Annotated in this window: 18 protein-coding genes and 3 pseudogenes; 16 read left to right on the top strand and 5 right to left on the bottom strand. The window is 38.4% G+C overall.

The window, feature by feature from the left end; translation table 11 throughout:
* The first annotated feature begins 329 nt into the window (after positions 1 to 329).
* From hisJ to AC1TO8_RS23435, 6 genes are all read left to right on the top strand, one after another.
* Positions 330 to 1,145, top strand: coding sequence for a histidinol-phosphatase HisJ (hisJ, locus tag AC1TO8_RS23460; protein ID WP_482058000.1), 816 nt, complete (start codon positions 330 to 332; stop codon positions 1,143 to 1,145).
* Between the two features lie 285 nt (positions 1,146 to 1,430).
* Positions 1,431 to 2,099 carry a cysteine hydrolase family protein gene (locus AC1TO8_RS23455; RefSeq protein ID WP_482057999.1) on the top strand — a complete coding sequence of 223 codons (669 nt, stop codon included), beginning with the start codon at positions 1,431 to 1,433 and terminating at the stop codon, positions 2,097 to 2,099.
* Between the two features lie 204 nt (positions 2,100 to 2,303).
* Positions 2,304 to 3,155 carry a phosphotransferase family protein gene (locus tag AC1TO8_RS23450; protein ID WP_482057998.1) on the top strand — a complete coding sequence of 284 codons (852 nt, stop codon included), beginning with the start codon at positions 2,304 to 2,306 and terminating at the stop codon, positions 3,153 to 3,155.
* Positions 3,156 to 3,551: 396 nt separating this feature from the next.
* A complete protein-coding gene (locus tag AC1TO8_RS23445) occupies positions 3,552 to 4,148 on the top strand; it encodes a hypothetical protein (protein WP_482057997.1) in 597 nt (198 codons plus the stop codon).
* Positions 4,149 to 4,363: 215 nt separating this feature from the next.
* Positions 4,364 to 5,131: a nucleotidyltransferase domain-containing protein gene (locus tag AC1TO8_RS23440; protein WP_482057996.1), complete on the top strand. Its 768-nt coding sequence runs from the start codon at positions 4,364 to 4,366 to the stop codon at positions 5,129 to 5,131.
* Between the two features lie 232 nt (positions 5,132 to 5,363).
* A complete protein-coding gene (locus AC1TO8_RS23435; RefSeq protein WP_482057995.1) occupies positions 5,364 to 5,948 on the top strand; it encodes a hypothetical protein in 585 nt (194 codons plus the stop codon).
* Here the strand turns inward: AC1TO8_RS23435 and AC1TO8_RS23430 are convergent, their stop codons facing one another.
* Complete coding sequence (locus tag AC1TO8_RS23430; protein ID WP_482057994.1) at positions 5,949 to 6,884, bottom strand: IS110 family transposase; 936 nt, start codon at positions 6,882 to 6,884, stop codon at positions 5,949 to 5,951. It lies immediately after the preceding gene.
* A gap of 350 nt (positions 6,885 to 7,234) precedes the next feature.
* Here AC1TO8_RS23430 and AC1TO8_RS23425 point away from each other — a divergent pair, with 350 nt between their 5' ends.
* Together AC1TO8_RS23425 and AC1TO8_RS23420 are read left to right on the top strand one after the other, a co-directional pair.
* Positions 7,235 to 7,711, top strand: coding sequence for a GNAT family N-acetyltransferase (locus AC1TO8_RS23425; protein ID WP_482057993.1), 477 nt, complete (start codon positions 7,235 to 7,237; stop codon positions 7,709 to 7,711).
* Positions 7,712 to 7,879: 168 nt separating this feature from the next.
* Complete coding sequence (locus AC1TO8_RS23420) at positions 7,880 to 8,296, top strand: NIPSNAP family protein (protein ID WP_482057992.1); 417 nt, start codon at positions 7,880 to 7,882, stop codon at positions 8,294 to 8,296.
* A gap of 845 nt (positions 8,297 to 9,141) precedes the next feature.
* Here AC1TO8_RS23420 and AC1TO8_RS23415 read toward each other — a convergent pair.
* A complete protein-coding gene (locus tag AC1TO8_RS23415; protein WP_331552479.1) occupies positions 9,142 to 9,633 on the bottom strand; it encodes a cysteine hydrolase family protein in 492 nt (163 codons plus the stop codon).
* A gap of 119 nt (positions 9,634 to 9,752) precedes the next feature.
* Between AC1TO8_RS23415 and AC1TO8_RS23410 the strand changes: the two genes are divergently transcribed.
* Positions 9,753 to 10,685 (top strand): helix-turn-helix transcriptional regulator, encoded by a 933-nt coding sequence (locus AC1TO8_RS23410; protein ID WP_482057991.1) that lies wholly within the window; start codon positions 9,753 to 9,755, stop codon positions 10,683 to 10,685.
* Positions 10,686 to 11,159: 474 nt separating this feature from the next.
* Here the strand turns inward: AC1TO8_RS23410 and AC1TO8_RS23405 are convergent.
* Positions 11,160 to 11,420: pseudogene (locus tag AC1TO8_RS23405) on the bottom strand (transposase); the annotation flags it as partial.
* Between the two features lie 190 nt (positions 11,421 to 11,610).
* Here AC1TO8_RS23405 and AC1TO8_RS23400 point away from each other — a divergent pair.
* The 3 genes from AC1TO8_RS23400 (at position 11,611) to AC1TO8_RS23390 (ending at position 14,091) form a co-directional block, all read left to right on the top strand.
* Positions 11,611 to 11,979, top strand: coding sequence for a VOC family protein (locus tag AC1TO8_RS23400; protein ID WP_482057990.1), 369 nt, complete (start codon positions 11,611 to 11,613; stop codon positions 11,977 to 11,979).
* Between the two features lie 116 nt (positions 11,980 to 12,095).
* A complete protein-coding gene (locus AC1TO8_RS23395; protein ID WP_482057989.1) occupies positions 12,096 to 12,701 on the top strand; it encodes a class I SAM-dependent methyltransferase in 606 nt (201 codons plus the stop codon).
* A gap of 454 nt (positions 12,702 to 13,155) precedes the next feature.
* A complete protein-coding gene (locus AC1TO8_RS23390; protein WP_482057988.1) occupies positions 13,156 to 14,091 on the top strand; it encodes an acetamidase/formamidase family protein in 936 nt (311 codons plus the stop codon).
* A 154-nt stretch (positions 14,092 to 14,245) separates the two neighbouring features.
* Here the strand turns inward: AC1TO8_RS23390 and AC1TO8_RS23385 are convergent.
* Together AC1TO8_RS23385 and AC1TO8_RS23380 are read right to left on the bottom strand one after the other, a co-directional pair.
* A pseudogene (locus AC1TO8_RS23385) lies at positions 14,246 to 15,109 on the bottom strand (IS91 family transposase).
* Complete coding sequence (locus AC1TO8_RS23380; protein ID WP_482057987.1) at positions 15,010 to 15,291, bottom strand: hypothetical protein; 282 nt, start codon at positions 15,289 to 15,291, stop codon at positions 15,010 to 15,012. The pseudogene AC1TO8_RS23385 and the gene AC1TO8_RS23380 overlap by 100 nt, the downstream one beginning before the upstream one ends.
* Before the next feature lie 244 nt (positions 15,292 to 15,535).
* Between AC1TO8_RS23380 and AC1TO8_RS23375 the strand changes: the two genes are divergently transcribed.
* From AC1TO8_RS23375 to AC1TO8_RS23360, 4 genes and pseudogenes are all read left to right on the top strand, one after another.
* Positions 15,536 to 16,432 carry a class I SAM-dependent methyltransferase gene (locus AC1TO8_RS23375; protein ID WP_482057986.1) on the top strand — a complete coding sequence of 299 codons (897 nt, stop codon included), beginning with the start codon at positions 15,536 to 15,538 and terminating at the stop codon, positions 16,430 to 16,432.
* A gap of 240 nt (positions 16,433 to 16,672) precedes the next feature.
* A complete protein-coding gene (locus AC1TO8_RS23370) occupies positions 16,673 to 17,473 on the top strand; it encodes a phosphotransferase (protein ID WP_482057985.1) in 801 nt (266 codons plus the stop codon).
* A gap of 231 nt (positions 17,474 to 17,704) precedes the next feature.
* Positions 17,705 to 17,854, top strand: a pseudogene (locus AC1TO8_RS23365) (VOC family protein); the annotation flags it as partial.
* A 367-nt stretch (positions 17,855 to 18,221) separates the two neighbouring features.
* Positions 18,222 to 18,310 (top strand): helix-turn-helix domain-containing protein (locus AC1TO8_RS23360; protein WP_482058001.1); only part of this gene is annotated, 89 nt, incomplete at its 3' end.

Here is an 18,310-nt window from a genome sequence, read left to right as displayed (position 1 = left end):
AGACATAAATGGTCAAATACAGAAGTGGACTATATTGCGAGAGATTTCGAGGATGCGGTAAACTACATAGTGAATTTCGTGAGTGATATCGAAGAAGACAGGGCCATCCGATAACACAGCATTCCTACTGCGGGCATTCGCCCTTGATCTCCAGAAGGATTTCCAAGGTGTTTAATCAGGCGATACATTCAATCGGCTAAGTCTGACGACCCGTTCCCTTTGGTCAGTTAAGCCGCTTGAACGTCAGGAATGCCAAACGTTATATGAAACCGCCGAATACAAATTGGAGAGATAACAAGAATCATGAATATATTTGCAGGGGAGTGGAAGTGCAATTGAAATGGGACGGACATACTCATACCCAATATTGTTACCATGGGAGTAGTGAACGACAAGAAATGTATATAGATCGGGCGATAGATTTGGGATTTGAAAGATATACACTTAGCGAGCATTCACCATTGCCTATAGGATTGATTGAAGACACTGATTTATTTAAGAGACTAGCTATGCCAATTGAAGAATTACCATTATATATCCAGTATGCGAAGAAGATGAAGTTACTATATGCAAACAAGCTGGATATTACTGTTGGTCTCGAACTGGATTATTTGCCCGCTCACTTGTCATTTACTGAGCGTATCGTAAATGACTGGTATGGAGACTTGGAGGATGTTATTTATTCAGTACACTATTTACCAGGTGTTGGAGGTATTCATTGTATAGATCATACAGTAGAAAATTTTAGAGAAGATATCTTGGCTTTTTACGGTTCAATGGAGAATGTTGTGAACGAATACTATGATCACATGGAAGCAGCCATTACTTGGGTAGCTCAACTTCCTATTAGAAAACGAATTGGACATATTAATTTAATAGAGAAATTTTCTCATCAATTGCCTCCAATTGATGAGAAACAGGTTAGAAATCGCCTTGAAAGAATTATTCCACTTTTGATTAAATCAAATGTAGGAATTGATGTGAACACAGCAGGGCTTCGAGTCAAATCATGTGGAAAGCCCTATGTTCCTGAATGGTTTTTAGCTGAATGTATGAAACAAGGAATTGAATGTGTCTATGGCTCAGATGCTCATAAACCTGAGCACGTAGGTACAGGCTGGGATTGGTTTGCGAAACATATTTAATATTTTATTGCAAACTTTTTTATATGCAAGTTAATTGATAGATTAGAGTAGAGTATTGAGGGATTATTCTAAGAAGCGTCGGCATCATATAACAATGTTTTTCAGCATCGTCGCTACCGCTCCTTGGTCGCCAAGAGGGATTTTCGAAGAAGTGGAATCAGGCGACACATTCAACCAGCTAAGTCTGACGACCCGTTCCCTGCGGTCACTTAAGCTGCTTGAACGTCAGGAATGCCAAACGTTATATGCAATTGGGGCAACTTATTAATGAGGGGGAAATCGAAGATGGGGAATTATGTAGTTCCAAACCTTCGGAATGCAGCCGTCTTAACGATCGATGTTCAGAACGATTTTAGTTTGCCGGGCGCTACCGCTGAAATTTATGGAACATATGAAGTTCTTCCTAACTTGGTCAAGGTGTTAGAAGCATGTAGAAAGAATCGGCTACCCATACTTCATGTCATTCGAATATACAAGTCTGACGGTTCTAATGTGGATATCTGTAGGAGAGAATTAATCGAATCAGGAAAAAGAATTGTAACTCCAGATTCGGATGGCCCAGATCTTGTAGATTTAATAAAACCAAAAGACTCTCAAGAACTTCTATATGATCATTTATTGGAAGGGAATATCCAATCAATTGGCTCCAATGAATGGGCTGTGTATAAGCCTCGCTGGGGGGCATTCTATCAGACAATATTGGATGAATTTTTAAGGGGACAGGGAATCGACACTTTGATTTTCACTGGATGTAACTTTCCAAATTGCCCTCGCACCAGTATTTATGAAGCGAGTGAACGCGATTATAGAATCATTATGGTCGAGGATGCAGTATCTGGCGTATATGATAGAGGAATTAAAGAAATCACTAATATCGGAGTAAGTGTATATAAAACAAATGAATTGATAAATGAAATAGATAGTATATTCGAGGATGGCCCCAACAGCATATAAACATTGTATTCACGCATCGGCGGACAAGCCGCCTCGGTCCCGGAGGAAAATTCGAGGAAGCTTATGCCAGGACACATCCATTCACCTAACCGCATCGCGGCCAGCCGATCGAACTAGTCGGTCGCTCTAGCAATTTAAGGTGAATGGACGTCGTGAACACGGAAACGTTAGATGAAATCGCCAAAAGAAAGGGAGGTATCAAGTATGAGTATATTACTTGGAAACAAGATTGGTGAAGGTGGTTGCTCCGAAGTTTTTGAGTGGGAGGACAGCGGTAAAATAATCAAATTAGCAAAGGCGAATACAGACTTTGAAGCTATGCGAAGAGAATTTCATAATAATCTAATTGCATGGGATAATAGGCTTCCTGTAGCTCGACCATATGAGTTGTTGGAGATTTATGGTCGACCTGGTATTGTATTTGAAAGGATTTATGGAGAAACAATAATGGAGCGATTTTTTAAACAAGCACTAACTCCCAATACAAGCACAATAGATACTGATGGAGTGGACATCCGTATAACTGCTCGAATACTAAATGAAATACATAATAAATCTGATGTCAGTTTACCATCATGTCAAAGAAATAATATAGAGCACTCAATACGTAATGTTGGATATTTATCTTTAGCGGAGAAAGAGGCAGTTATCTCCATCCTAGATACCTTACCTTCCAAACAATTATTATGTCATGGGGATCCAAATCCAGGGAATATACTAATAAAAAACGATGGCAAGGCTGTAGTTATTGATTGGATGGATGCTTCAATAGGGAATCCTGAAGCAGACTTAGCTGAATATATTATTATGATAAGATATGCGATATTACCATCGTATCTCCCAAATAGTATTTCGGAATTCTTTGATTTAATAAGAGAGCCTATAATCAATATTTTTATGGATGAATATACTAAATTAACTGGTATTACCTATGATGAAGTTCTTCCGTGGATCACACCTGTTGCAGCGCGAAAATTATCAGCTGATGCAATTTCAGATAGTGAAAAGAACCTATTAGTTCAAGAAATAAGAAGAAACCTGAATGAAAAACAATAAGCTTAAGTATCTCAGAATGAGGCGACATCAGCTAACAAAACACTCCTACATCGTCGCCTTCGCTCCTCGGTCGCCAAGAGGGTTTTCGGAGAAGTAGATTCAGGCGACACATTCAACCAGCTAAGTCTGACGACCCGGACCTACGGTCCTTAAGCTGTTGAACGTCAGGAATGCCAAACGTTAGCTGAAATTATTGGAAATAAAATCAGATAACAAGTCACTATATGAATTTGGCCACTAATTATATTTTAAAGGAAAATACTTAAATCTAGCAGAAACCTTCAAAGACTGTATATTTCAAGAAATCGAGATCCATTAGGAACGATTTTAACAACTTCTGCTGCCGGAGGGGATTGGAAGATTCGACTATAACATTGTATAGAGGGAAGTGATTCAATGAAAGTAGATAAAGGTACTGTCGCTACAATTTCTATTGTTATTCTTGCGATCGGAATTATTGGCGGTACGTTTATTGTAAAGTTTTCTGAGGACAAGGATTCGGTAATTTCAGCAACACCAGTAGGTAACGAAATCTCGAGATCAACAGCAACTTCTGCAAACGGGAATCGTTTGATCAGTAAATACAATTCTGGAGATATGGTGGATATCGCTAAAGCGAAATTAACGCATTCAGTAGTTACGGTCGCAGATAGTTTTATGGACGCGGATGGTCATAGCTATGAAATCTATAATCAACAGGATGATACAGCAAACAGCATTGTTATTCATTTAAATAAGGAACTTTCTACACTGAAATACTCTGTATATAATAAGGCGATTGTAACGGGCAGCGGTTCAGAAGGTACAAGCATTATAAGTGAATCCACGAAAGAGGGAGAGCCGATTGGCAATCCGACCCTATCAACAACTGTGCCAGTAGATGAAATTTACCCTAAAAGTATCGCAGTGGATGTAACAGGTTTAGATTATGTAGTAATAGTTGATTTAAAGCAAAATCTACAAGCATATAATTTTAATGCGATTGCCAAGTGATGTTTAAGTAGTTCAGGAAGCCAATAACTCCAGCTAACACCATATTCACACTTCGGGGCATTCGCCCCTCGGTCCGGACCGATGTGGAAGAGACGAGGGTGAATTCAACCGGACACATCCATCTCCCTAAGATAAGAGCTATCTAAGGGGGATGGACGTCGTGAATACAAGCACGTTAGCCGAAAGAAGTTCTTACATGTTTAGGAGGAGTCTATATGATATTAGAAAAAGTTATAAATAGAATTGTAATACAAAGTGAATATAAGGATTTTGTTGATAAGTATATAGATAATATACTTACCGAATTTAAAGGTAAGATTCATAGCATTTATATGTGTGGCTCGATTCCAAAAGGAACTGCTAAACCTTTTAAGTCAGATGCAGACTTTACTATTGTATGTGTAAATCCCAAAGATATTGATTACGAAAGATTGTCAAATATTAAAGACAGGCTTTTGGAAGAATATCCAGTAGTAACTAAGATTGATACGATAATTTGCTCGATTGACGATGTATTAAGTAAACCGAATGAGTGGGGTTTTTGGGTTAAGATAATTTGTGTTTGCATATATGGTCATGACGTTGGTGAAAAAGTACCACCGATAATTATTTCTCCAGAGTTCATTTTAGACTTAAATACAGAGACCAAGCAGGAAGTAGATCGTATACATAGTTTACTTTCTAATGCTAGTGATAACACAATGAAAACTAGATATATTAAAGGTTATTCTAAGAGATTAATTCGTGCATTATACTCTTTGGTTTTAGAAGATACAGGTGTATGGCAAGATGACATTATTAAGATGAAGAATGCCATATTAGACTATTGCGAGATTGACTCCGCTTTAGTTGATTATCTGTATGCTTGTTACTTGGATAGTCATGTACTTGTTGAAGAGTTTCTGGGAATTGCAGATGAAGTATATAGCTATTTTGAGAATGCCTTAAATACAATGGATGCTTCCAGAACTTCCTTTGGCTAACAACATATTGACGCTCGGGATCACTCTGAGAAGCGAGTGACCACATCCAGCCCCCTAATCCCGTCGGGACGTCACTGCATTAGGTGTTCGGCAAGCCTCACAACTATAAGCAGCGACTCTAAGGGGCCAGGACGTCGTCAATACAAAACGTTATACGAAATCATCGCAAATATAATTAAGTCATACATCCATGTTTCATGAAACATGGAATGAGAGTGAGGTAAGTACAGAAATGAGTGTAGATTTTATTGTTTTACATGGTTCTTCCGGCAATGGTAAAACTACAATGTCTAGGAAACTTCATGGGCATTTTGAATCTCCTTATTTTGAGTTTGGTTGGATTCCCGAGTTCCGTACATTAGCGCCATCTATCAATATTTCGCAACGTCAAGAAGAACAACTATCATTTGAGAACTTGGTTGCTGTAGCTTTGAACTATAACAAGCACGGTTTTAAGAATGTGATTCTTACAGATCTTGATGATGTGAGAATGTTAGATATCCCTATTGTGTTTTATGGATATAAGTATGTCATCATAACGCTTTTTGTTGATGATGACGAAATAATTAAAAATAGGATTCTAACAAGGGACAATGGCAACAGCTTTATGGACTGGGAGCAATCGGTAAACACCAATTTATTGATAAGGCGGAGAGGAACACTACCTAATGAATATCGAGTTTTAAACTCAAGGGACGATGCGGAAATAACTTTCAGAGAAATAGTTTATATTCTAGACAATCATGTCCCGACAACTTCACATGATATTTCATCGTTTAGTAGTAAAAACTTTTTTAGTTATATTCAAGATCGTTGATTAGTTTATTCGTATAAGGTGCTTACATCCTATAAACCAGCTAATCAAAGTCAACCCTATCATTAATAATATTTTAATAGGAATAAGATAGACATACTTAAACAAACCTACCCACCCACTAGAGTAAGTTTTTCTGGAATTTAATTTCCAATTACAGTCATAACCACTGTTAAAAACCTGACCAGACTTCCACATGCCAAAAACAATGCGTAAAAGCTTGTGAGAAGTAGCGACAATGGCGACTTTTGCCGGTTTGCCTTCTGTCCGTTTTTGCTGATAGAATTGGAAGAGAATCGAATTTCTTGGTCCATGAATTTGCTTGGAAATGGCGGCAACAGTAGCCTGATAAAGAGCAGTTCGAAGGTAAGAAGAGCCCCGTTTAGATATTCGATTCTTCTTGGATTTGAAGGTTCCTGATTCGTGAAACGCCTTGTCATACCCTGGAAAGATAAGATCAAGAACGGCACGGAAATGAAGCTGTGTCTCGCCATAGAAGCCTGTCCAATGCTGGTATTGTCGACAAATGACACGAAGCTGTTGAACAGAATCGCTTAGTTCTACTTGAGGTTCAGGAGACTGGAGGTAGAAGACATGAGCAATACGAATGGCATCGATCGGGTCGGTCTTGACCTTCCGTACCGCCTTTTGCTTCAGCTGATGAGTAAGTAATGGATTGAGAACAATGACAGAATATCCATGCGAAGAAAAGAAAGATACGAGAGGTTTGGAATAATTCCCGGTAGCTTCTAAAACAACATTGGGTTCGTGGCCTGTAGCTACCTTCATCTGCAGCAAGATCGATAGGAGATGATTGAGATCGTCATGAGTATGAGAGAATGGAAAAGGTTTGTACATACAGTCATGGTAAGAAAGAAAAGCAGCAGCAACAACACTCTTACCCTTAGCGACATCGATACTTAGAACAGGTATATTCATATAACCTCCTTAGTTTCACTGGGGCCAGCACTTTTGCCCTCCACAGGTTGGCACGGTGACACGGGCTAGGGCCCAACCAGCTGAATCGGGGTATGAACAAAAGGCGAGGGCTTAGAACACTTTATGTGACGGGATCTATGTCCCAACAATGCATACGTTTTTCAGCCCAGTGTTTCCTCCAGTATAAAGAAAAAGTCCATCCCCGAGCCAGTTGGGTATGAACTGAGAATACCAACATTGCATTATCACAGCAGTCGCTACGGTCCTTATACCGTTTGGACGTCGGTAATGCGCATACGTTATCGGAAATAACATGAGTATAATATATAAATTAGGGCGGAGAACTTCAAATGAAATTTGATATAATACAAGCAAACAAAGAACACAAGGAAGTGTTAGCTAATTTAATGCAGTTTTATATTTATGATTTTTCCGAATTTATAAAATGCGATGTAGAAGAAGACGGACTATATGGAGCGTATCCATTAGAAGATTACTGGAAAGAAGAGAATCATAGATTTGCGTATATAATTAAACAAGATGATAAGTATGTAGGATTTGTATTGGTAAGGTTAATTGAGACAGTTGAACGTGATTACTATTCAATTGCTGAATTTTTTATATTAAAGAAATATAGACGAGAAGGAATTGGGAAAGCTGTAGCTGCTCGTATTTTTAATTTACATAAAGGACAATGGGAAGTCTATCAGATCGAAGGAAACAAATCGGCCCAGATATTTTGGAACAAAGCCATTGATGAATATACAAAAGGGCAATTTAAAGAGCGGATAGAGAATGGTAGAGGAATACAAGATTTTGTTAGTTGATTCAAGGGGTCATGTTACATCCGATAACATTGCATTACCACAGCGGTCACTACGCTCCCTTGGTCACCAGAGGGGGATTTCGATGAAGTTAATTCAGGTGACACATCCAACCGGCTAAGTGGCAGAGCCACCCGGACCTGCGGTCCTTAAGCCGTTTGGACGTCGGTAATGCGCGAACGTTATCGGAAATTACCGAGAAAAATAATTAAAAGAAAGGACAAACAAAAAATGATCTATAGAAGAAAAACATATTTAGTTGAACCATCGTTCACTGAAGAGTTTAATCAATTATTTAATGAGATATTATTACCGTCTCAGTTGAAGTATGGCGCTAGATTAATTGGGCGATGGATGATCGAGAAGGATGAGAATAATACTGAGATATTTGCTATGTGGGAATATGACAGTTATGAAGATTATGAAATGATAGAAAGTCAAATAAAATCAGATAAAGAACATGTAATAAAGGTGCAAAATCGTTTTGATCGAATTGGTAGAGATCGATTGAAACAGGTACTTAAGGAAGACATTAAGCAGGAGTTTGTAAAAAGCACAGTACCAAGAGAAAAAACAATATTGGATTAATTTAGCATTTGATTTTTCTGCGAAGTCGGTAACATCCGATAACATCGTATCTATGCTGCGGGCTTTGTGAATTCAACTCACAACCCTGCGAGGCTAAGTCCGATGGACCCGGTCGCATTCGCTCCCTTAAGCCTCTCGGGTTCGTAGATCCCAAACGTTATCGGAAATTACTGTACTGATAGAAAGGAATAAGAAATGAACACAAAACAATTATTAGAATGGTCCGATAAATATACCATCCAGGAAAGGACGATTTTAGGATTTTGGAATTATCTAGATAATTGGAAGAAAGAAGACAAATCGGAATTTTACGACACATTTAGAGGGAAGCTTGACCCTAGATCAATACGAGTAGAGATATATTCAATTCAATTAACACATATCTGATTTTCCTCTTGCGGGGACAGGTCAGAAAAAGTCACTTCGCGTATCTGCTGACGCTTCGTGTCCTTGTGGGCGTTGATAGGTTCATTCATGCTAATCACCTCCTTTCGCAACCGCGAAAACGGGTGATTTCCCCTTTCACAAACCCTCAACAAACAGAATTTGAAAACTGCCAAAGATTGAAGTGCATTTTTGAAAAAAAGTTTGAAAAGAACGCAAAAATGCCCGACTGAAAAAATCCAGTCGGGCATAGAGAATATATTTCCTATGGTATAGTACGTGTAGATGCATTGGGGGGTAGGATATACCGCTATAAAATGCAGACTTTTTAAATAGTTTATCTAACGGCGGTGATACATAACAAATAATGGACATAGTGATATCTCCTCGGATGCCGCCGTGTCCTAAAAAAGGGCGCACTTAATACGCCCGCCGCGCTATGCGGTTAATATGGATAGATCTTAAATTAATAGGTCATTCAAACAAATAATTTTACTACCTTTACTTTCATAATAACGTAGCATTTCGTCAATTTTCCTTTTATCATAACTAGTAACGCAATCTGATAGGACATTAACGCCATAATTTGCTTTGCGTAAGTTGTAACAGGTTGATTTAACACAAGCAACAGCATCTGCTCCTGCTATGTAGAAATCACATATTTCATTTTTACTAATAAAGTCTGTAAATTCTTCACAGCTTAATGCGTTTCCTTTGTATTTTGTAAAAACATTTTTTGATACTATTTTCAAGTCTGAAGCTAATTCAGACCCATATGTATTGGGTTTAAGAGTCCTCGTGCCAGCTGATAAATTTTCATGCCTTATATAAATAACATGAATATTATTATTGACTGCCCAATCAATAGCTTTATTGATATTGCCAATAACATCCTTGTAATTCTTTGTTATGTCATTTTGAATATCGATTATTACTAAGGCCTTTTTCTGCATAGTGTTTCCTCCTGATAGGTAGATTGATTTGTTTACTTTTTTATTATACCTTGTAATTGTTGACAACAGTATGGCAACAATCTAATGATAACAAGAAATTGTGGAAGGCGGCTATCCAGATGAAAGTTGACAGGCTTATTAGCATTATTATGATACTCCTTGATAAAAAGCGTATAGGCGCACAGGAGTTAGCAGATATGTTTGAAGTTTCACCCCGCACAATCTACCGCGACATAGACACTATCAACATGGCGGGTATTCCTGTTCGCTCAACATCGGGAGTGGGCGGCGGCTTTGAAATCATGCAGAAATACAAGATTGATAGAAAGGTTTTTTCGACTGCCGACCTTTCCGCTATCTTGATGGGGCTTTCCAGTCTTTCTAACATGATACGAGGTGATGAACTGGTAAACGCCCTTGCGAAAGTCAAGAGTTTTATCCCCGCCGACAGAGCGAAAGACATTGAATTAAAAGCAAATCAAATATATATAGATTTAAGTCCGTGGATGAGCAACAAGAACATACAACCATATTTAGAAATTATCAAAACAGCTTTACAGGAAAGCAAGCTACTTTCGTTTGAATATGCAGACCGCTACGGAAATAAAACCGCACGAACAGCCGAGGCATATCAGCTTGTATTGAAAAGTAGTCATTGGTATTGGCAAGGGTATTGCCATAAAAGAAATGATTTTCGCTTATTTAAACTATCCCGCACATCAAACCTACAAATACAAGAGGAATTTTTTACGCCACGAGATTATCAAAAACCGCAGTTAGATTTTACTGATATTTTGGCAACTATGCAAACAAGAATCAAAATTCGTATTCATAAATCTGTCATGGACAGGGTACTTGATTATTGCACTTATGAACACTTTTCGCCAGATGGTGATGAGCATTGCATTGTTAGTTTTCCTTTCATAGAGAACGAATACTACTACAATATTCTTTTCAGTTTTGGGGATAAATGCGAGTGTTTAGAGCCGTTACATATCCGCACAGAAATGAAGCGTAGAATACATGATATAGCTACCATATACGAAAGTTAATACATGGAGTAAGACGAAAAAGACAAACGAGTTGCCTTGCCCTTTTTATTCCGTTCTAACTATCAAGCCTATCAATGGACGGGTAGTTAAGGATTTACTTTTTTGGTGAATCGATTGGCATATATAGAATGGTATTTGATTTAGAAGGGAAAGTAGAGGGAGTGAATATACAAATATTATCAAAATTAATTGATACTAAGGAAGAAATAATCAAGCCATTTTTTGAGGGGGAAATCAAAGAAGACAGTAACTTCCGATAACACTTTGGATTGATTGCGCAAATCCATGTTGAACGATGCCGCGAATATTTGCTAGCCTATGGGCTTTGTTATTTACTTCCTTCTCTTAATGTAGCACAATATATGAGACTTCACTTTCAAATATCTAAGGTCATCCCGTTCATTTACGGATGATAACATACCTCCCCCCTCCCCAGATCAGGCATCGTAGTGACAAGTATGCTATTCATCGCGCTTACCCACCGCCAGGAGTCAACGTCAGTATTTGACACCAAGTTCCTCCACAGGAGGGGCAAAGCGAAATGTCCACACCGATTAATTTGAAAATGAGTTCCATCGCCTTCAGCCGATTGTTATAAATCGCCGTCTTATGCGTATATCGACTTAAATATTTGACGACGTGAAAGGAACTCTTGAACGGTTTTTTGCAATAGACGACCAAATCCGGTTCATAGAGTGCATCTATTAGCTCGAGGAAAGAGGATTCCTCTGCATACACCTTTTTCAAAATATAAGGGAGTATAAGTTTCACTAGATACTCTAATCCTTATATTTCCGATGGAAAGTACATAGATGAATACTATATGGGAAAGACATTTGAATGATTGCAACCCAGGAAATAGCGGGTATACTTGGTTCTGGTAAATTAACACTTAGCAAATTCTTATAAAAAGGGTGAAATATATATGTTTACTAACTGTCTTCAAATTTTTCCAAGCTCTGATATGAATAAGACTGCAGAATTTTATGAACTTATTGGCTTCAGAGCAGTAAGTTATCTTGATTCTTTGGAACCACATATTTGTCTGTACAGGGATCGAATAGAGATCGTTGTAATAAAATCAAATCAAGAATATATAGTACCTAATCGAGAAATACATGGATATGGATATGATGCATATTTAATAACAGATAACCAAGAGGAAATGGAGAAAGGTTTTAGTGAATTAGGAGTTAGGATTGTACGACCTCTATCAACGACAGATTACAACAATAAAGAATTTGTTTTTGAAGATATAGATAGAAGATGGATTGCGGTAGGTAAGAAACAGTGAACGAATGGAAACATTAAGGACGAGTGATAGAAATTTAAACGCCTACAATGTGAAACGTTATAGAGAATCAGCATAAATCGTAATAACCATATCCTAGATCGTAAGGTGGGAGATTGATGGAGAAACAGAAGTTAATAAGTATTTTTGATAGGCAAGCAACCCAATATGATAGAAAAAGAGAAGACCCGAAACAAAAGAGTTGGCGTCAGAATCTTTTAAGTCATGCTAAGGGCGAGGTGCTTGAACTTGCAGTAGGAACAGGTGCAAATTTTCCATACTATCCACTGGACGTAAAAATTACCGCAACTGACTTTAGTGAGGCGATGATTGAGAAAGCACAACGGGCAGCAAGACACTATTGCCTTAATGCAGATTTTATGTGTTCTGATATTGAAGAAATGAATTTTCCTGATCAATCGTTTGATACTATTGTTTCAACGTTATCATTTTGCAGTTATAAGAATCCACTAATGGTGTTGGATAAAATCAACAGGTGGTGTAGACCAGACGGGGAAATCCTGTTCATGGAGCATGGGATTAGTTCTAACTTTATGGCTTCCGCTATCCAAAAAACTCTTAACCCACTTTTATATCGTGTTTATGGATGCCACCATACAAGGGACATTCTTGGACTGATCTCAGAGTCAGGTATCAAAATCGATAAAACGGAAAGCTACTGGCTTAATATGGTTAATCTTATTTGGGCGAAACCGAGACAGTAACTCGTTGAAGCAGGATACATAAGGGAGGACAAAATGTACAAATATCAGAAAACGGAAAGCCCGTTGCACGTAATGTTAACCGATTTTGTTGAAAATCGACAGTTTCTAGCATTAGCATCGGGATAGTGAAGGATAACCAAATTTTCTTTGCTGGTGAATATGGAACAGCTAATTTATCGACTGGTGATCCTGTTGTTTGTAGCACTTTGCAATCGGTTGAGCGGTACTAACATATTACTATAAGGCAGCTTTTGAATCATACTTCTGGCAAGCCAAATGAAGACGATTATGCATGGGACCGGCCCGAACACGACGAGCAAAGTCTTGAAAGATACGTAAAAAGTATCCGTCATTACAAGCTTCGAGCAGTATATGAAAAAGCATATTCTTGAACGCCAGGAATGTACATAAGTTATAAGAAATTGATGCAAATCAATATTTAGGAGGGTAATTTATGGCAGTATTCAAAGTAATACCAGACCGATCTAATTTATACGGTTCTATTTCTGCCGAGTTTGATCCTATATTAATAATCAATTCCGGAGATACCGTTCAATATTCATGTTTAGACGCTGGTTGGGGTACTCCCTCAGATGAGGGGAAGAGAACAAAACCCTTTGAGAATCGAAAAGAAACAGATTGGGGTCATGCACTACTTGGGCCTATACAAATAATAGAAGCAAAAAAAGGGATGACACTTGAAGTAAGAATAAATGAAGTTATCCCTGGTCCTTATGGATTTACATCTGCTGGTCAATATCCGAACTGGCAGAATCAGAAACTGGGTTTAACCGAAGAAAAGGAAATTAATCTTCAATGGGAATTGAACAATAGAAGCATGATCGGAAACACAGAAATAAATGGTCGAACATTTTCAGTGGCTTTGAAGCCTTTTATGGGAATATATGCAATGCCGCCAGAAGAGAAGGGGGTTCATATTACATGGCCACCTCGATTTTGTGGTGGTAATATTGACTGCAAGGAATTAACAAAAGGAAGTGTTTTATATCTCCCAATTCCAGTAGATGGTGCATATTTTTTTGTTGGAGATGGTCATGCTGCACAAGGCGACGGGGAAATCAGTTGTCAAGCGATCGAATGTTCAATGGAATCCGTAGAACTAACTTTTACAGTCAATATAGACATGAAACTTGAGTTGCCGATTGCCAATACTCCTAGTGGGTGGATTAGTTTTGGATTTCATGAAGATTTGAATGAAGCAACTGTTCAAGCAATGGACGGGATGTTAAACCTAATGGGTAATCTTTTTGATTTAAATAGGGTTGAGGCTATTGCATTAGGAAGTGCGGTAGTTGATTTAAGAATTACTCAAGTAGTTAATGGAGTCAAAGGGGTTCATGCTGTACTTCCGCATGGGGCATTAAGATGATTAATAATTATTTGGTATAATCAGAGAAGGTACTCGGCAATTGCGCAAATCCATTTTCCAAATTCTAAGGTCAGCGTATTCATTTATGGATTAATACATACCTCCCCCCTCCCCAAATTAGGCATCGTAGAAAAAAGTATGCTATTCATCGCGCTTACCCACCGCCAGGAGTCAACGTCAGTATTTGACCCCAAGTCCCTCCACAGGAGGGGCAAAGCGAAATATCCACACCGGTTAATTTGAAAATGAGTTCCTTTTCCATCATCTTTGTAGTCTCGGAAATGGAAGGTTACGGTCTGGTCGTCCATCGCCATCAATCTGTTGTTGTAAATCGCGGTCTTGTGCGTATATCGACTTAAATTTTTGACGACGTGGAATGAACTCTTGAAAGGTTTTTTGCAATAGACGACCCAATCGGGTTCATAGAGTGCATCTATTAGCGCGAGAAAAGAGGATTCCTCTGCGTAGGGCAGAGAGGATCCAGTAAATATCAGGGAGTATAAGTTTCACTAGATACTCTAATCCTTATATTTCCGCTGAAACGTGCGTCGTCCTTGAAAAAAGGGACGGCGAAACCGTTTCTACTTGAGAAATTATGTCCCCATGTATGCAACACCATAGTTACCCCGATTTGCGCACCTAGAAACTTAGGATCCATGGCCAACTTGGACAGCGTTTGGGAAGCAGCTTTAAAAAGAATACTGTTCATCAGCTTGGGGTTTGCTAGAAATAAGGGATTCAATGTGTGAGGAACCGTGAAAACGGTGTGAAAATAAGGAACAGGTAGGAGTTCAGAAGTCCTATCAAGAACCCGTTGCTCTTTTTTAAAATTTCCACATTTGGGACAATTGCGATTGCGACAGAAATTGTAGGACACTTTCAAATCTTCGCAAGAATTACATTGGTCAACATAACCGCCTAACGCTGCAGTACGACATGGTTGGATAGCACGAGTTGCCTCGATGCCTTCCATATGAAGTGGATGGGATGCAAGAAAAGGTTCAGCGAAGCATACAATGAGTCTTTAAAAACAGACTGAATAGTTCGTACCGAAATGGGCTTCGTATCCGGGAAACCTGGAAAGAGCCAAAGCTCAGGGCGATAGGTCTTCCAGTATTGACGAAGTAGCAGAAGATTATGGTCGGATAGAATGGAATAACGATCTTTACCCCATTTGGCTTGGCGAACTAAGAGTCGCATCGAGGATCTGGCATACTTCCTGAAAGGTCAGTATCGTGGGAAGAAAAGCATGAACTTCATCTTATCCAACGGATACAGGCGGCTTACCACAAAACGAATAGAAGCGTTTCATGTGCGCTAAATGATTAACAATACAATGTATTGTAATTCGTTTATTAAAAGAATCTAGATATTTAAGTTTAATAGTTTTGAATTTTAGTTTGTTGAACACAAAATTTTGAAATTATATATGGAGATGATAACTATGGAACAATATCATTGGAATAATAAGGTCGAATATTTGAAGTCGTCTAGAAAATCATTGTGGAATGATGACTACTTAGAATTTTTAGTCGAAAAAGTATGGGAAATAAATAAGCCAGTAAATATAGTGGATTTTGGGTGTGGAATTGGCTTTTTAGGTGCTATGTTATTACCGATTCTTCCAAAGGGAAGTACATATACAGGTATTGATAAGGGATCAAAGTTAATTGAGGAAGCAAAATCAATATTTTCTGATTCTGAGTATCAGACCTTTTTTATTGAAGCAGACTTAAATCATTATGTACCTGAAGAAAAGTATGATATCGCTATTTGTCAATGTGTGCTACAACATATACCAAATGAAATTAATATTTTAGATAAAATGAAAGCATCAGTAATCCCAAGCGGTAAGGTTATTTGCATTGAACTGAGCAGAGATATTGCTAGTGCTGGGTTATATTTTGACGGTCTAGATTACAATGAACTAAATGTTTTAGGTGTTGTGCAGAAGTTGAGACGACAAGATCTTGAAAGAAGTGGTAAGGACTTTTCTATTGGGATTAAGTTACCACACTATATGCAAAAGATTGGACTTGAAGATATCGGTGTGAGGGTGAATGATTATGTTAATTTTGTTAATCCTTTAGGGAACCAGGTAGAACATCAAGTGAATTTGGAGTCTTTTTTATCAGCCTATGATACGGTGATGGGAATAAATGAAGAGAACAGAGATTCTATTGTACAAGCTTTAATCAATCGTGGACTTACTGAACAAGAGGCGATCTGTGCCTTTGAGTGCGAACTTCAAATTTCCAAATACATGAAAATCAATAAAGAGAATACATTCGTTGTAGATGCAAGTTGTATGTTGATTTCATATGGTACAAAAAGTTATTAATTTAAAGTAGAGAAACTCATAGTAAAAAATTAAATTTTGATTGTTTCTAATCAGGGATATGAAGAACTCTTAGATAAGAGATAGTTTTAGAAAAATCATAATAAAGAAGAATATGTGTGGGTATATTCAACAGGGCATCCGATAACAAAAGATTCAAGCTATCTAGGGGATATCAATGCAAAAACACATTTGAACTAACTGGCAGTAAACTGCAATATAAAAAGCAAAGGATGAAGCCTAGTGACTCAGGAAGAAGTGTTAAAAGGTGGTAATGTTAATCACATTGTCCGCATGGCGAATACTGTTCGCCGCCCCACAGGTTATTGGAGTCCATGTGTTCATGAACTACTCAAACATTTGGAGAAAGAAGGCTATGAGGGAGCACCAAGATTTCTTGGAATCGATGACTCTGATCGCGAAATATTGACATTTATTCCTGGAGAAGTGCCAGGAAATGATTACCCTGAACTTGAACCGTACATGTGGTCGGACGAGACGCTTGTGGGTTTGGCACGCCTTTTGCGCCGTTTTCATGATGTGACTAAAGAGTTCACTCTCGTGACGGAGGGCAGATGGCAGCTTAGCTACGCCGACGATACCAAGCACGAAGTGATCTGTCATAATGACGCTGCGTTGTATAATGTGGTCTTTCAAAAGGGGGCACCTGTAGCGTTGATTGATTTTGACATGGCAGGACCTGGTCCGCGTATGTGGGATATTGCGTACTCCCTTTACACATCGGTTCCGCTTTCGAGTTTCGCACCTGACTATTCTTCAGGATCTACGGTAGCATACCAATCAGATTTACATGCCGTAGAGCGCCGTCGGCGAATTCATTTGTTTTTTGAATCGTATGGAATTCCCGTTTCTAATGATCTGCGACAGTGGATTATTCAACGGTTGACTGCACTGTGTGATACGTTGAGTAATGGTGCTGCCGACGGAAATCCTGCCTTTCAAAAAATGGTTGATGAGGGACACTTGGTGCACTATGAGCGCGAGATTCGATTTGTAACAGATTATTTTAAAGATTGGATATAGAATTGAATATTACTCTATCGGGTACGATAGTTGATTCGAAGCAGCCATTGACATCCGATAACACGATATTCACACTACGGGGCATTCACCCCTTGATCTACCCGAGGTGTTTTCGAAGATGAATAATCAGGCAGATACATCAATTCCCCTAAGATAAGAGCTATCTAAGGGGAATTGACGTCGCGAATACGACAACGTTAGCTGAAAGAAAAAGGCCAATATAATGCAACAAAACCAAAGTCTTTGAAAGGAAGAGGGGGATTCTGGGTTCAGGTTGGAGATAAAGAACTTCATATTGGGACGGAAGATTTTGATCGAAATAATACCAAAGCACATATCGCATACGAAGTAAGCGACTTATGTGAAATGGAAAAACTACTATTATCCCCGAACTTCTTAAACAGTGTGCTGAATACATAATACTGGATTTGGACGCAATATATGGTCCAATAAATGAATGGACGTTAATTAAAAATGTTTGGATTCATCTTGCCAAACAAATAAGCTTGAATGGTCGGACTACAATTTTATGTGGGACTTTCATGCCTGGAGAGTACGATGAAGTGGACTTGAAGGATTACTTTAAACCTTACTTTATCATATTCCGAAAGAAGACTTCCACCTCAATGAATGTGAAGGGCGAAGCTCAATGAGTAGGTGGGAGATGAATTTCGGTTGGTGATAGCCAAATACTTCCTTTATATGATATAATAGAACAAATGTTCTCGATATGATGGAGGTATGACTCATGTTAGTACATAAAGCATACAAATTTCGTATCTATCCAAACAGAAAACAAGCAGAACTCATACATAAGACCATCGGTTGTTCAAGGTT

The sequence above is a fragment of the Paenibacillus sp. Y859 genome (assembly GCF_056786405.1).
Note: the sequence above shows the minus strand (reverse complement) of the source record. Positions and strands in the feature narration are given on the sequence as shown.

Coding starts and splice junctions, on each gene's coding strand:
- AC1TO8_RS23455 (WP_482057999.1), top strand. CDS start 1,431: ATGGGGAATTATGTAGTTCCAAACCTTCGGAATGCAGCCGTCTTAACG.
- AC1TO8_RS23450 (WP_482057998.1), top strand. CDS start 2,304: ATGAGTATATTACTTGGAAACAAGATTGGTGAAGGTGGTTGCTCCGAA.
- AC1TO8_RS23445 (WP_482057997.1), top strand. CDS start 3,552: ATGAAAGTAGATAAAGGTACTGTCGCTACAATTTCTATTGTTATTCTT.
- AC1TO8_RS23440 (WP_482057996.1), top strand. CDS start 4,364: ATGATATTAGAAAAAGTTATAAATAGAATTGTAATACAAAGTGAATAT.
- AC1TO8_RS23435 (WP_482057995.1), top strand. CDS start 5,364: ATGAGTGTAGATTTTATTGTTTTACATGGTTCTTCCGGCAATGGTAAA.
- AC1TO8_RS23430 (WP_482057994.1), bottom strand. CDS start 6,884: ATGAATATACCTGTTCTAAGTATCGATGTCGCTAAGGGTAAGAGTGTT.
- AC1TO8_RS23425 (WP_482057993.1), top strand. CDS start 7,235: ATGAAATTTGATATAATACAAGCAAACAAAGAACACAAGGAAGTGTTA.
- AC1TO8_RS23420 (WP_482057992.1), top strand. CDS start 7,880: ATGCGCGAACGTTATCGGAAATTACCGAGAAAAATAATTAAAAGAAAG.
- AC1TO8_RS23415 (WP_331552479.1), bottom strand. CDS start 9,633: ATGCAGAAAAAGGCCTTAGTAATAATCGATATTCAAAATGACATAACA.
- AC1TO8_RS23410 (WP_482057991.1), top strand. CDS start 9,753: ATGAAAGTTGACAGGCTTATTAGCATTATTATGATACTCCTTGATAAA.
- AC1TO8_RS23400 (WP_482057990.1), top strand. CDS start 11,611: ATGTTTACTAACTGTCTTCAAATTTTTCCAAGCTCTGATATGAATAAG.
- AC1TO8_RS23395 (WP_482057989.1), top strand. CDS start 12,096: ATGGAGAAACAGAAGTTAATAAGTATTTTTGATAGGCAAGCAACCCAA.
- AC1TO8_RS23390 (WP_482057988.1), top strand. CDS start 13,156: ATGGCAGTATTCAAAGTAATACCAGACCGATCTAATTTATACGGTTCT.
- AC1TO8_RS23380 (WP_482057987.1), bottom strand. CDS start 15,291: ATGCGACTCTTAGTTCGCCAAGCCAAATGGGGTAAAGATCGTTATTCC.
- AC1TO8_RS23375 (WP_482057986.1), top strand. CDS start 15,536: ATGGAACAATATCATTGGAATAATAAGGTCGAATATTTGAAGTCGTCT.